This window comes from Streptomyces sp. 63XJN7_1_ISO-PGPR-S23-121 (assembly GCF_056173025.1).
This window is the reverse complement of record NZ_CM149653.1, coordinates 497,154-509,168: the sequence shown is the minus strand read 5'-3', so window position 1 is coordinate 509,168 and position 12,015 is coordinate 497,154. Positions and strand designations below refer to the sequence as shown.

Annotated in this window: 14 protein-coding genes; 3 read left to right on the top strand and 11 right to left on the bottom strand. The window is 71.0% G+C overall.

Going from position 1 to position 12,015, the window contains the following annotated elements:
• Positions 1–3: 3 nt before the first annotated feature.
• The 5 genes from AC0VYN_RS02430 to hemL form a co-directional block, all read right to left on the bottom strand.
• Positions 4–765 (bottom strand): cytochrome c biogenesis CcdA family protein, encoded by a 762-nt coding sequence (locus tag AC0VYN_RS02430; RefSeq protein WP_475536801.1) that lies wholly within the window; start codon positions 763–765, stop codon positions 4–6.
• 10 nt (positions 766–775) lie between these two features.
• Complete coding sequence (locus tag AC0VYN_RS02425; RefSeq protein WP_475534584.1) at positions 776–1,417, bottom strand: TlpA family protein disulfide reductase; 642 nt, start codon at positions 1,415–1,417, stop codon at positions 776–778.
• Positions 1,418–1,483: 66 nt separating this feature from the next.
• Complete coding sequence (locus AC0VYN_RS02420) at positions 1,484–2,782, bottom strand: polysaccharide deacetylase family protein (RefSeq protein ID WP_475534583.1); 1,299 nt, start codon at positions 2,780–2,782, stop codon at positions 1,484–1,486.
• 122 nt (positions 2,783–2,904) lie between these two features.
• Complete coding sequence (locus AC0VYN_RS02415; protein WP_385468637.1) at positions 2,905–3,552, bottom strand: histidine phosphatase family protein; 648 nt, start codon at positions 3,550–3,552, stop codon at positions 2,905–2,907.
• A gap of 41 nt (positions 3,553–3,593) precedes the next feature.
• Positions 3,594–4,910: a glutamate-1-semialdehyde 2,1-aminomutase gene (gene hemL, locus AC0VYN_RS02410; protein WP_475534582.1), complete on the bottom strand. Its 1,317-nt coding sequence runs from the start codon at positions 4,908–4,910 to the stop codon at positions 3,594–3,596.
• Between the two features lie 317 nt (positions 4,911–5,227).
• Between hemL and AC0VYN_RS02405 the strand changes: the two genes are divergently transcribed.
• Positions 5,228–5,863: a hypothetical protein gene (locus AC0VYN_RS02405; RefSeq protein WP_385468585.1), complete on the top strand. Its 636-nt coding sequence runs from the start codon at positions 5,228–5,230 to the stop codon at positions 5,861–5,863.
• A gap of 296 nt (positions 5,864–6,159) precedes the next feature.
• On the opposite strand, the gene AC0VYN_RS02400 is transcribed toward AC0VYN_RS02405, so the two are convergent.
• Together AC0VYN_RS02400 and AC0VYN_RS02395 are read right to left on the bottom strand one after the other, a co-directional pair.
• Entirely contained in the window at positions 6,160–7,557 is a 1,398-nt protein-coding gene (locus AC0VYN_RS02400) for an NAD(P)-binding domain-containing protein (protein WP_475534581.1), read from the bottom strand.
• 29 nt (positions 7,558–7,586) lie between these two features.
• The gene (locus AC0VYN_RS02395; RefSeq protein ID WP_475534580.1) at positions 7,587–7,757 is read right to left on the bottom strand and encodes a hypothetical protein; all 171 of its coding nucleotides are present in this window, start codon (positions 7,755–7,757) and stop codon (positions 7,587–7,589) included.
• An 84-nt stretch (positions 7,758–7,841) separates the two neighbouring features.
• Here AC0VYN_RS02395 and AC0VYN_RS02390 point away from each other — a divergent pair, with 84 nt between their 5' ends.
• On the top strand, positions 7,842–8,207 hold the full coding sequence (locus AC0VYN_RS02390) for an ArsR/SmtB family transcription factor (protein ID WP_475534579.1): 366 nt from the start codon (positions 7,842–7,844) through the stop codon (positions 8,205–8,207).
• Between the two features lie 165 nt (positions 8,208–8,372).
• Here the strand turns inward: AC0VYN_RS02390 and arsB are convergent, their stop codons facing one another.
• Entirely contained in the window at positions 8,373–9,482 is a 1,110-nt protein-coding gene (gene arsB, locus AC0VYN_RS02385; RefSeq protein WP_475534578.1) for an ACR3 family arsenite efflux transporter, read from the bottom strand.
• Positions 9,479–9,787, bottom strand: coding sequence for an ArsR/SmtB family transcription factor (locus AC0VYN_RS02380; protein ID WP_475534577.1), 309 nt, complete (start codon positions 9,785–9,787; stop codon positions 9,479–9,481). The genes arsB and AC0VYN_RS02380 overlap by 4 nt, the downstream gene beginning before the upstream one ends.
• A gap of 95 nt (positions 9,788–9,882) precedes the next feature.
• On the opposite strand from AC0VYN_RS02380, the gene AC0VYN_RS02375 reads away from it, so the two are divergent.
• The gene (locus AC0VYN_RS02375; RefSeq protein ID WP_475534576.1) at positions 9,883–10,305 is read left to right on the top strand and encodes an arsenate reductase ArsC; all 423 of its coding nucleotides are present in this window, start codon (positions 9,883–9,885) and stop codon (positions 10,303–10,305) included.
• 111 nt (positions 10,306–10,416) lie between these two features.
• Here the strand turns inward: AC0VYN_RS02375 and AC0VYN_RS02370 are convergent, their stop codons facing one another.
• Positions 10,417–11,328 (bottom strand): SDR family oxidoreductase, encoded by a 912-nt coding sequence (locus AC0VYN_RS02370; RefSeq protein ID WP_475534575.1) that lies wholly within the window; start codon positions 11,326–11,328, stop codon positions 10,417–10,419.
• 116 nt (positions 11,329–11,444) lie between these two features.
• Positions 11,445–12,002, bottom strand: coding sequence for a GNAT family N-acetyltransferase (locus tag AC0VYN_RS02365; RefSeq protein WP_475534574.1), 558 nt, complete (start codon positions 12,000–12,002; stop codon positions 11,445–11,447).
• Positions 12,003–12,015: the final 13 nt, after the last annotated feature.

Here is a 12,015-nt window from a genome sequence, read left to right as displayed (position 1 = left end):
GATTCAGATTCCCACGTCGAAGCCGGTGGACCAGGTCTGCATGTCCTGCACCATGCTGTCCCACACGCCGGTCAACAGCAGCAGACCGGTCGCGATCATCATGACGCCGCCGACACGCATCACCCATACGTAGTGACGCTTGACCCAGCCGAAGGCGCCGAGCGCCTTGCGGAAGGCGACCGCGGCGAGGACGAACGGCACGCCGAGGCCGAGGCAGTAGGCCACGGTCAGTATGGCGCCGCGGCCGGCGGTGCCCTGCTGGGAGGAGAGCACCAGCACCGAGGAGAGGGTCGGGCCGATGCAGGGCGTCCAGCCGATGCCGAACAGGGCACCGAGCACGGGCGCGCCGACCAGGCCGCTCACGGGCTTGCGATGGAAGCGGAACTCGCGCTGGGTCAGCCAGGGCATCAGGCCCATGAAGAAGACGCCCATGAGCACCATGAAGGTGCCCAGGACCTTGGTCAGGACGCCCCGGTTGGCCTGGAGCGTGTCGCCGAAGTAGCCGAACAGCGCACCGCCGGAGACGAACACCGCGGTGAAGCCGAGGACGAACAGGGAGGCGCCGGCGACCATCCGGCCGCGCCGGGCCTCGCCGAGGTCGGTGCCGGTGACCCCGGTCACGTAGGAGAGGTAACCGGGGACGAGCGGCAGGACGCAGGGCGAGAAGAACGAGACGAGACCGCCGAGGAGCGCGACGGGGAGGGCGACCAGCAGGGCGCCGTTGAGCACCGTGCCGTTGTAGCCGTCCGCAGCGAGCGTGGACATCACGGTCACGTCACTTCCCCGGCTTCTCCGCGAGGAACGGCGCGAGCATCTTGCGCAGCTTCTCCTCGCTGAGCCCCTGGAGGCTGCGCGCGGCGACCTTCCCGTTCCGGTCGATGACGAGCGTCGACGGGATGGCCTGCGGGTTGAGGGTGCCCTTCTCGAACCGGAGCATCATCTTGCCGGTGGGGTCGTACAGGCTCGGGTAGCTGATCCCGTAGTCCTTCTCGAAGGCGCGGGCCGGACCGACGGAGGGGTCCCGGGTGTTGATGCCGACGAACTGGACGCCCTGGTCCTTGGTGTCCCGGTAGACCGTCTCCAGGTTCTTGGCCTCGGCGCGGCAGGGCCCGCACCACGAGCCCCACACGTTGATGACGACGATCTTGCCCTTGTAGTCGGCGACGTCGACCTGCCCGCCGTCGACAGTCTTGCCGGACAGCTCGGGGGCGTCCGCCCGCTCACCTTCCTTGGCGGTGGAGATGCCGTCCGAGCCGGTGATGAAGCCGGTCTGGCCGCCACCGCCGGACGTCCCTCCCGAGCCGCACGCGGACACGAGCAGCGCGGCCACGGCCGCACCGGTGGTCAGGGCGGCGCGACGGCGGACGCGGGCGGCGGTGCGGTTCGAGCGCGGGAAGGCGCGGCTGGCGGCACTCATGTGAAAAGTTTCGCATGTCCGTTCCGGGGATCTTGCGCACCCCCCTCACGGGCGGAAACCCGCATTTCAGGCGGCGTTTCCGGTGGGTGTCGAGCCTCCGGTGGACGTGTCCTTGAGGAAGGCGTTCCAGCCGCCGGCGGGCCGCTGCCCCACCTCGACCGTACGAAGCCTGGCGAGCACCTCGGGCTTCTGCACGTCCAGCCAGTCGGTGAACTGGCGGAAGGAGACGAGCCGGATGTCCCCGCCCTTCTCCTTCTCCCGCGCGATGTGCTCGAGTGCGTTCTCGACGGCGTCCATGTAGATGCCGCCGTTCCACTCCTCGAAGTGGTTGCCGACGAAGAACGGTGCCCGGTTCGACTCGTATGCCCGCCTGAAGCCCGATATGTACGACTGGGTGGCCTGGTCGCGCCAGCCCGGGTAGTTGTGGGGCGGGGCCTTGGTCGAGTTGACCGACTGGTTGGCGAGGATGTTGTAGTCCATCGAGAGCACCTCGAAGGAGTGGCCGGGGAAGGGTATCTGCTGCAACGGCAGGTCCCAGATGCCGTCCTTCTTCGCCGGCCACACCTGCCGGCCGCCGGGCGAGGAGGCGTCGTAACGCCAGCCGAGCTCGCGGACGGTGGGCAGCAGGCTGTCCTGGCCGAGCAGGCAGGGCGTGCGGCCGCCGACGAGTTCCTTGTCGTAGTCGAAGGGGAGCGACGGCAGGTCGGTCCAGCCGCTGTTGGTCCGCCACTCCTTCACGAAGGACTTGGCCTGGTCGATCTCGCTGCGCCACTGCGCCGGGGTCCAGTTGCCGACCGTGCCGCTGCCGCCGCAGAAGTGGCCGTTGAAGTGGGTGCCTATCTCGTGGCCGTCCAGCCAGGCCCGGCGGACGTTCTTCAGCGTCTCCTTGATGTGGGCGTCGGTGAGGTAGCCGATGTCCGAGGCGCCGCGCGGGTTGTTGGGCGGGTCGTAGAGGCGCTTCTTCGACTCGGGCAGCAGGTACAGCCCCGAGAGGAAGAAGGTCATGTGCGCGCCGTGCTTCCGGGCGAGGTCGAGGAAGCGCGGGAAGAGCCCGTTGCCGACCTCGCCCGCGCCGTCCCAGGAGAAGACGACGAACTGCGGCGGGGTCTCACCGGGCTCCAGCGGCACGGGCGCGTCGGGCTGATGCGGCTGCTTCCCGGTGTACGACGTGGAGCCGTCGCCGATGGGGCGCGCCGGGGGCGCGCTGCTCCGGGACGGCGAGGGGCGCCCGCCGGAACCGCCGGCCTGGTGCGAGCCGTCCGTCGATGGGTGGGAGCCGCAGCCCGCGAGCCCGGCGGCCGCCGCGGCGCCCGCGCCGAGTCCGAGCATCCCCCTGCGGGTGAGAGTGCGGGTGGAAGTGCGCATCGCAACCTCGTTCGTCACGTCCTCTGGTGGTCACTCGGTCAGAGGATGCGACGAACGGGCCGGTTCCGGATATGTGTGCGGATTCCGTAACGAGGTTCGCGCGGCGCGGGCTTGTGTGTCCCTCAGGCCCCGAAGGCCTTGCCCTGCCCCTTCACCGGCTTGGCCCCCGCGAGGAGGTGGGCCGGGACGAGGTCACGGGCGGGCTCGGTGTAGCCCACGGACACGATCCGGTCGCCCCGGAACGTGAACGTCGTCAGGGAGGCCAGCGTGCACTGCCGCTTGCGCGGGTCGTGCCACAGCCGCCGCCGCTCGACGTACGACCGCAGGATCCAGATCGGCAGCTGGTGGCTGACGACGACGGCCTCGTGGCCGCGCGCCTGGTCCTTGGCGGCGTTCAGCGCGCCCATCATCCGCACCACCTGGTCGACGTACGGCTCGCCCCAGGACGGCTTGAACGGGTTGACGACGTGCTTCCAGTTGGCGGGCCGGCGCAGCGCGCCGTCGCCGATGCCGAAGGTCTTGCCCTGGAAGACGTTCTCGGCCTCGATGAGCCGCTCGTCGGTGCCGAGGTCCAGACCGTGCGCCTTGGCGATCGGCGTCGCCGTCTCCTGCGCCCGCTCCAGCGGGGAGGCCACGACGTAGGTGACGTCGCGGGGGGCGAGGTGCTCGGCGACCCGGTCGGCCATGCGCCGGCCCAGCTCGGAGAGGTGGTAGCCGGGCAGCCGGCCGTAGAGCACGCCGGTCGGGTTCTCGACCTCGCCGTGCCGCATCACGTGGACGACGGTCAGCTCGTCGTTCCGGTCCCCGGCGCTCACGCGGTCGCCTCCGCGGCCGCGCGGGCCGCCGCCGGGAGGGCGTCGGCGATGCGCTGGACGGCCCGCTCGTCGTGGGCCGTGGACACGAACCAGGACTCGAAGGAGGACGGCGGCAGGTAGACGCCGTTCGCGAGCAGCGAGTGGAAGAACGCGGTGAAGCGGAAGGACTCCTGCGCCTTGGCGTCCTCGTAGTTCCGCACGGGGCCGTCGGTGAAGAAGACGGAGAACATGTTGGAGGCGGTCTGCACCGTGTGCGCGACGCCCTCCTTGGCCAGCGCCTCGGTGACGAGGCCCTGGATCTGCTCCGACACCGCGTCGACCTTGGTGTACGCCGCGTCGTCGAGGAGCCGCAGCTGGGCGAGGCCGGCGGCGGTGGCGACCGGGTTCCCGGACAGGGTGCCGGCCTGGTAGACGGGCCCGGCCGGGGCGAGGTGCGCCATGACGTCGGCGCGCCCGCCGAACGCGGCGGCGGGGAACCCACCGCCCATGACCTTGCCGAAGGTCATCAGGTCGGGGACGACGCCCTCGACGCCGTACCAGCCGGCCCTGCTGGTGCGGAAGCCGGTCATCACCTCGTCGGAGACGAACAGCGCGCCGTTCGCGGCGCAGGCGTCCTTGAGCCCCTGGTTGAAGCCGGGCAGCGGCGGCACGACGCCCATGTTGCCGGGCGACGCCTCGGTGATCACGCAGGCGATCTCACCGGGGTGGGCGGCGAAGGCGGCGTGCACGGCGTCGAGGTCGTTGTACGGCAGGACGATCGTGTCGCTCGCCTGCGCGCCGGTGACGCCCGGGGTGTCGGGCAGCGCGAACGTGGCGACGCCGGAGCCCGCCGCGGCGAGCAGCGAGTCGACGTGGCCGTGGTAGCACCCGGCGAACTTGATCACCTTGGTGCGCCGTGTGAACCCGCGGGCGAGCCGGATGGCCGACATGGTGGCCTCGGTCCCGCTGGACACGAGCCGCACCTGCTCGAGCGGCGCGACCCGCTCGACCATCGCCTCCGCGAGGGCGACCTCGCCCTCGGCGGGCGTGCCGAAGGACGTCCCGCGCGCGACCGCCTCCCGCACGGCGGCGACCACCTCGGGGTGCGCGTGCCCGAGGATCATCGGACCCCAGGAGCAGACGAGGTCGACGTACTCCCGCCCGTCCGCGTCCGTCAGGTACGGCCCGGTGCCGGACACCATGAACCGGGGGGTGCCGCCGACGGCGCCGAACGCCCGGACCGGCGAGTTCACACCACCGGGCGTGACGACCGCCGCGCGGTCGAACAGAGCCTGCGAGGCCGGTGCTTCATATGGATATGCCAGTTCGCTCATGACCTGCGACTTCTCCGACCTTCTCGACCTTCTCCGACTTCTCGGACCCTGCTCCGGCTCTGGTTGCCCAGGGTGACCTCATTCAGGGTAGACAACCCGCCCGAACGCCGCGCCGTCTGCCAGACTGGAGCCCGTCCACGCAGTTCATGCGGGCGGCGCGGACAGGGGCGGCCGGGCTCCCGCGGGCATATGACGGCCGGATGACGCCCATATGTTCACCGCACGTTTCGGCGCGCGGCCGTGGGGGAGGTCACTGACACGATGATCGGGTTGCGCGGCGGGGGTCACGCGTCCTAGAAAAGCAGTCGGGTGGAGATATGCATCGCGGTGGCGGACTGGGCGAGGGGACCGACGACCTGGGTCCTCGACGTGCCCGGCGGGGAAGGCACCGACGCGACGCGGAGGGTACGGCCGAAGCACGCGAGACACGTCAGGCACACGGTGCGCCGAGCGAGCCCGACCGGACCGACCGACGGGGCGGCCGGCTCGGGGCGGGGAGCGGGAATGGTGGTCGGGTGGGGGTGACGTACAAGTATTTCGGCGCGCCCGACGGCGCGACCGCGGCCCGCGTCCCGATCTCGATGCGCCCCGAGGAACTCGGCGGCGACGAGCTCGGAATGAACGGCATGTTCACCAAGATCAAGCCGGAGACCATGGCGGCGATGGTCCTCACCGGCATCGAGGGCGTGCCCCTGCACAAGGTGCCCCCGCTGGAACTGGTCGTCCTGCACCCCGACTACGCGGTGGTGAAGCTGCCGATGACCGTCGTCGACCCGCTGCGCGGCATCGGCGAGGAGGCGGTCGGCGCGGCGGCCTTCATCTGGTCGACGGTCCCGGACCGGGGCGGCCCGCGGGACGCGTTCAACGTGTACCAGCTGCTGCACGAGTGGCAGGACTTCTCACACCGGCTGCATGAGGCGGGGCATCAGCCGTACTGCCTGGTGTGGCCCTGAGCCGCGATTTCACTGGTGTTGGGCGGGGTCTTCGGGCCTCGCCCTTCTGCGTGCCGGGGAGGGGCCGTCAGGCGGCCGGGGCACATTGGTTCTGCTGGGGCTGGTGATGCGCCCTGGGACTCACCGGCGTCCTGGGGGCTCCGCTCCCGGGAAGGCGTCGTCGACCGCCTTGCGGATGCGGGTCCCGCTGGACGGCAGAAGGTGCCGCGTCAGACAGAGGGCAGGTAGAGCGGCGCGGGGCCGCGACCGGTCCCCTGTTCCGGTCGCGGCCCCGCTGCCGCGGGTGTCGAGGCCGGTCACGAGCCGCAGCAACCGCCCGCCGAAGCGCCCTCGGCGGTGACGCCCACGGTCGCGGGCGCGGCGAGCTGGACGAGCCGGGGTTCCGGTGCGGCGCAGCAGCCGCCGCCGTCGGTCTGTTGGGCGTCGGGGGTGTCGAACAGGCCCGCGCCGCCGCAGACGCCGGTCTCCGGAAGCGTGAGTTCGACGCGGTCGGCGGAGTCGAGATCGCCGGCGATGGCCGCGGCGACGGAGCGGACCTGCTCGTACCCGGTCATGGCCAGGAAGGTGGGGGCGCGGCCGTAGGACTTCATGCCGACCAGGTAGATCCCCTGCTCGGGGTGGGAGAGCTCGCGGTGCCCGTGGGGGTAGACGGTGCCGCAGGAGTGCTGGTTGGGGTCGATCAGCGGGGCGAGTGCCACCGGTGCCTGGAGGCGCTCGTCCAGGCCGAGGCGCAGCTCGTCCAGGAACGTCAGATCGGGGCGGAACCCGGTCAGCACGATCACCTCGTCCACCGCGTCCAGACGGCGTCCGTCCTCGCCGAGGAGGACGAGGCGTCCGTCGTTGTCGCGTTCGAACGCCTCGGTGCGGAAGCCGGTCACCGCGTCCGCGTGCCCCTTGTCGACGGCGGCCTTCGCGGCGAGCCCGAGGGCCCCGCGGGCGGGGAGCTGGTCGGCGGTACCGCCGCCGAAGGTGGAGCCGGAGATGCCTCGGCGCAGGACCCACACCGCGTGCGTCCCCGTACCGTCCTCGGACTCGGCCAGTTCGTCGAGGTATGCGAGCGCGGTGAACGCGGACGCGCCCGAACCGATGACGGCCGTGCGCTTGCCCGCGTACCGGGCACGGACGGCCGGGTTCCTCAGGTCCGGCACACGGTAGGTGATCCGGTCGGCCGCCGCCTTCTCACCGAGCGCGGGCAGGCCGCTGCCACCGGCCGGGCCGGCCGTGGCCCAGGTGCCGGAGGCGTCGATCACCGTGCGGGCGAGGATGCGCTCCTCTCGGCCGTCGGTGTACTCGACGTGCACGACGAAGGGCTGCTGTTCCCGGTCGGCGTCGACGATCCGGTCACGGCCCTCCCGGGAGACACCCGTGACGGTGGCGCCGGTGCGGACCTTGTCCCCGAGGGCATCGGCGAGCGGCTGCAGGTACTGCTCGGCCCAGTCGCCGCCGGACGGATACGTCGCCGGGTCGGGCCGGGTCCAGCCGGTAGGGGCCAGGAACTTCTCGGCGGCCGGGTCGACGACCTCACCCCAGGTGGAGAACAGACGCACGTGGCTCCACTCACGCACGGCCGCGCCGGCCTTGTCGCCCGCTTCGAGAACGAGGGGCTCGATGCCGCGCTCGATGAGGTGGGCGGCTGCGGCCAGTCCGGCGGGGCCGGCCCCGATGACGACGACGGGGAGCTGCTGGATGCTCATGATGCTCGGTCTCCTCTGGGGTGAAGGGGTCAGCGCGCGTGGGTGATGGCGGTCGTCCGAGCCTGCCGCCGGCGGTCTGTCGCGCGGGACGCGCTGTCGCTGACCTGGGCGCAGCCGTCGCAGAAGCTGACACCGGCCAGGTGGCGGGTGGCACGGCGGGCCCGGGCCGCGGTGAGCACGGTACGGAGGGTGGTGGTCACGACGACTCCCTGATTCGATGCCTGTCGATGTCTCTCCTCGCCTCGGAGCTTGCCACCCGTATCGACGAGTGTCAACATAGACGCATGTCGAATTCAGAGGTCGCGGAACTGCCCGTCCTGCAGGACGGAGACGCGGTGCCGTGCTGTCCGCCGATCACCGCCGGGGAGCTGTCACAGGCCGACGCGGAGAAGATGGCCGCCATGTTCAAGGCACTCTCGGACCCGGTGCGCCTGCGGCTGTTCTCCAAGATCGCCTCACACCCGGGCGGAGAGGCGTGCGTGTGCGACATCGCGGACGTCGGCGTCTCCCAGCCGACCGTCTCCCACCACCTCAAGAAGCTGCGCGAGGCCGGCCTGCTGACCTCCGAACGGCGCGGCACCTGGGTCTACTACCAGGTCGCCCCGTCCGTGGTGGCGGCCATGGCCGCCATGCTCGACCTGCGCGCCTGACCGGCGCCCGAGCCGGGTCCGGTCAGGCGTCGCAGCCGGACGGGCGGCAGCGCCTGCCGACGGACGAAGCCGGGCATTCCCCGGGTGGCCGCCGCGGTGTGAGCGGCAGCCTCAGGGCGAGCCCGGCCTGGCCGCCGCCGACCACCACCCCATCCGTGTGCTGCGTCACGGCGCCGTCGTCACCGTGCCGGCGGCGAACTTCCTTCGCCAGGCCAGCGCGACGTGGACCAGACCGATCAGCACCGGGACTTCTATGAGCGGGCCTACGACTCCGGACAGTGCCTGGCCGGAGGTGACACCGAAGGTGGCGATGGCGACCGCGATGGCCAGCTCGAAGTTGTTGCCCGCCGCGGTGAACGCCAGCGTGGCGGTGCGGTCGTAGGCGAGCCCCAGGCCCTTGCCGAGCAGGAAGGTGCCGAAGAACATGACCGCGAAGTAGACGAGCAGCGGCAGGGCGATCCGGGCGACGTCCAGGGGCTGGGAGGTGATGGTCCTGCCCTGCAGGGCGAAGAGGATGACGATCGTGAACAGCAGCCCGTACAGCGCCCACGGCCCGATCTTCGGCAGGAAACGCTGTTCGTAGCCCTCACGGCCCATCTTCCGCTCACCGACCCGGCGGGTCAGGAAGCCGGCCAGCAGCGGGACGCCGAGGAAGATGACCACGTTCAGGGCGATCTCCCACATCGAGATGTCCAGGTGCTCGCCGTCGCCGAGGCCGAGCCAGCCGGGCAGCAGGTCGAGGTAGAACCAGCCCAGCAGACCGAACGCCAGGACCTGGAAGACCGAGTTCAGCGCGACGAGCACGGCCGCGGCCTCGCGGTCGCCGCAGGCGAGGTCGTTCCAGATGATCACCATGGCGATGCAGCGGGCCAGGCCCACGATGATCAGGCCGGTGCGGTATTCGGGCAGGTCCGGCAGGAAGATCCATGCCAGGGCGAACATCACCGCGGGCCCGAGGAGCCAGTTGATGACCAGGGAGGAGATCATCAGCTTCCGGTCGCCGGTGACGGCGTCCAGCCGGTCGTAGCGGACCTTGGCAAGGACCGGGTACATCATGATCAGCAGGCCGAGCGCGATCGGCAGGGAGACACCGCCGAGCTCCACCTTCGCCAGCGCGTCGTTCAGCCCGGGGACGGCCCGTCCGAGCCCGAGGCCGACGGCCATGGCGATGAGGATCCAGACCGCCAGGTAGCGGTCGAAGGTGGAGAGCTTCCTGACGATCGAGTCGTCGCCGCCCTCGGTCCGCACGGAGGTGGTGGGCTCGGCGGAGGTCACGGGCAGGCCCTCTTGTTCTCGGCGGCGGTACGGGCGGAGGCGGCGAGTTCGGCGAACTGCTCCGACAGGCCGGCCAGGACCTCGGGCCTGAGCTTGTAGTAGGTGTAGCGGCCGCAGGGCTCGGTCTCCACGATCCCGGCCTCGCGCAGCACCTTCATGTGGTTGGAGAGGTTGGTCTGCTTGGCTCCGGTCTCCTCGACCAGGTGCGTCGTGCAGAGGGTCTCGCGCGCCAGCAGAGTCACGATCCGAAGACGGAGCGGATCACCCAGCACCCGGATCACATCAGGATCGACTGAAGTCAGCATGCACTGATATTCTCACATCACCACTTGCCGACATCAGCAGGGGCTGAAGTCATTGGCGGCTGGATCCCGCCGTGCGACGAGAGAGAACGACCACCATGGCCGACAAGCCGTCCGTCCTGTTCGTCTGCGTCCACAACGCCGGTCGCTCCCAGATGGCCGCCGCCTGGCTGACCCACCTGGCCGGCGACCGCGTCGAGGTCCGCTCCGCCGGCTCCGCCCCCGGCGATCAGGTCAACCCGGCCGCCGTCGAGGCGATGGCCGAGGTCGGCATCGACATCTCCGAGGAGACGCCGAAGATCCTCACCGTCGACGCGGTCCGCGAGTCGGACGTCTGCGTCACCATGGGCTGCGGCGACACCTGCCCCGTCTTCCCCGGCAAGCGCTACCTCGACTGGAAGCTCGACGACCCGGCCGGCCAGGGCGTCGAGGCCGTGCGCCTGATCCGCGACGAGATCAGGAACCTGGTCGAGGGCCTGATCGCCGAGATCGCCCCGGCGAAGCCGGAGGCGACGGCGTGAGCGGGATACGCGACGTCGTCATCATCGGCTCCGGCCCTGCCGGATGTACCACCGCCCGTGACGTCAGAGCCACCGGCCGCACGAGGCGGGGCATCAGCCGTACTGCCCGGGTCAGTCGGTGGTGTTGATGCCGCCGGTGACGGCGATGACCTCGCCGACGGTGAAGCTGGAGTCGGCCTCGGAGGCCAGGTACACGTACACCGGCGCGATCTCCTCCGGCTGTGCGACCCGCCCGAGCGGACCCTCGCTGCCCAGGTGGGCCAGACCCTCCTGCGGCATGTTCGGGTCGGCGACGTTCAGCACCGTCCAGGTGGGACCGGGCGCGACCACGTTCGCGCGGATGCCGTCCTTGGCGAGGTGCTCGGCGATGGACTTGGTGAAGTTGACCAGCGCTGCCTTGGACGCCCCGTAGTCGATCATGGTGTCGCTGCCCCTGAGGGCCTCCTCCGAGGCGGTGGCGATGATCGCGTCGCCCGCCCGGAGGTGCGGGCGCGCGGCCTGCACCAGGTGGTAGTAGGCGTACACGTTGACCTTGAAGGACCTGTCCCAGTCCTCGAAGCGGAGCTGCGAGAGGTCGGTCTGGCTGTTCAGGTGGGCCGCGTTGTTCACCAGGATGTTCAGGCCGCCCAGCTCCCGCACCGTCCGCTCGACCGCCTCCCGGCAGAAGGAGCCGTCGGCCAGGTCGCCGGGCAGGAGCAGGCACCGTTGCCCCGCGGCCCGCACCGCGTCGCGGGTCTCCTCGGCGTCCGGCTGCTCCTCGGGCAGGTAGACGATGGCCACGTCCGCGCCCTCACGCGCGTACAGCAGCGCGACGGCGCGGCCGATGCCCGAGTCACCGCCGGTGATGAGCGCGACCTTGCCGCGGAGCTTGTCCGCCGCCCGATAGCGCTTCGCCTCGTAGCGCGGCCGCGGGCGCATGTCCCGCTCCAGCCCCGGGGGCTGCTGCCGCTGCCTGGGGTAGGGCGGTTTCGGCTCGACGCCGTTCTGCGGGCGGGTGCTTTCGGCCCTGCCGTGGTCCTGCATGTTCCGGAACCTCCTGAGGACGTGGGTCAGTTCGGCAGCCAGGTATCCCAGGGGAGGCCCCGCACACACCCGGCCGGGCCCGCGGGCACTGTCCGAACGGACCGGGTCCTCGGCGCCTATCGCTGTTCCCACTCGCTCCGGGTGAGTGCGTACTCGACCTCGCCGTGTTCGGAGCCCTCGATCGGTTCCGGCCAGTCACCGGTGAAGTCGCGGACGAAGGACAGGCCGGACTTCTCCATGACGCGGCGGGAACGGGTGTTGACGGCCATCGTGTTCGCCGTGACCCGCTCGACCCCCAGGTCCGTGAACCCCTTGTGGATCAGGGCCCGGGACCCCTCGGTGGCGTAGCCGTGCCCCCATGCCGACCGGTGCAGGCGGTAGCCGAGTTCGACGACGGCGGGGCTGCGCTCGTCCCACGGCCGGAACTCGAACCAGCCCAGGAAGGTGCCGGTGGTCCTCCCTTGCGCGGCCCAGTAGCCGCGGGTCTCCCAGCACGGGTAGTCGTGCAGGAGGCGCGGCAGGACCCGCGTCCCGATCGCCTCACGGCTGGTGGGGCGGCCTCCGTTGATGAAGCGCACGACCTCGGGGTCGTTGTCCAGGGCGAGCAGGTGGTCGATGTCGGCCGTCGTGAACGCGCGCAGGACGAGCCGGCCGGTCTCCAGGAAGTGGGACATGCCGCGATCCTCG

Bases quoted from the DNA above. Each gene is read 5' to 3' on its own strand.
- AC0VYN_RS02430 (WP_475536801.1), bottom strand. From the start codon at position 765: ATGTCCACGCTCGCTGCGGACGGCTACAACGGCACGGTGCTCAACGGC.
- AC0VYN_RS02425 (WP_475534584.1), bottom strand. From the start codon at position 1,417: ATGAGTGCCGCCAGCCGCGCCTTCCCGCGCTCGAACCGCACCGCCGCC.
- AC0VYN_RS02420 (WP_475534583.1), bottom strand. From the start codon at position 2,782: ATGCGCACTTCCACCCGCACTCTCACCCGCAGGGGGATGCTCGGACTC.
- AC0VYN_RS02415 (WP_385468637.1), bottom strand. From the start codon at position 3,552: ATGCGGCACGGCGAGGTCGAGAACCCGACCGGCGTGCTCTACGGCCGG.
- hemL (WP_475534582.1), bottom strand. From the start codon at position 4,910: ATGAGCGAACTGGCATATCCATATGAAGCACCGGCCTCGCAGGCTCTG.
- AC0VYN_RS02405 (WP_385468585.1), top strand. From the start codon at position 5,228: ATGCATCGCGGTGGCGGACTGGGCGAGGGGACCGACGACCTGGGTCCT.
- AC0VYN_RS02400 (WP_475534581.1), bottom strand. From the start codon at position 7,557: ATGAGCATCCAGCAGCTCCCCGTCGTCGTCATCGGGGCCGGCCCCGCC.
- AC0VYN_RS02390 (WP_475534579.1), top strand. From the start codon at position 7,842: ATGTCGAATTCAGAGGTCGCGGAACTGCCCGTCCTGCAGGACGGAGAC.
- AC0VYN_RS02380 (WP_475534577.1), bottom strand. From the start codon at position 9,787: ATGCTGACTTCAGTCGATCCTGATGTGATCCGGGTGCTGGGTGATCCG.
- AC0VYN_RS02375 (WP_475534576.1), top strand. From the start codon at position 9,883: ATGGCCGACAAGCCGTCCGTCCTGTTCGTCTGCGTCCACAACGCCGGT.
- AC0VYN_RS02370 (WP_475534575.1), bottom strand. From the start codon at position 11,328: ATGCAGGACCACGGCAGGGCCGAAAGCACCCGCCCGCAGAACGGCGTC.
- AC0VYN_RS02365 (WP_475534574.1), bottom strand. From the start codon at position 12,002: ATGTCCCACTTCCTGGAGACCGGCCGGCTCGTCCTGCGCGCGTTCACG.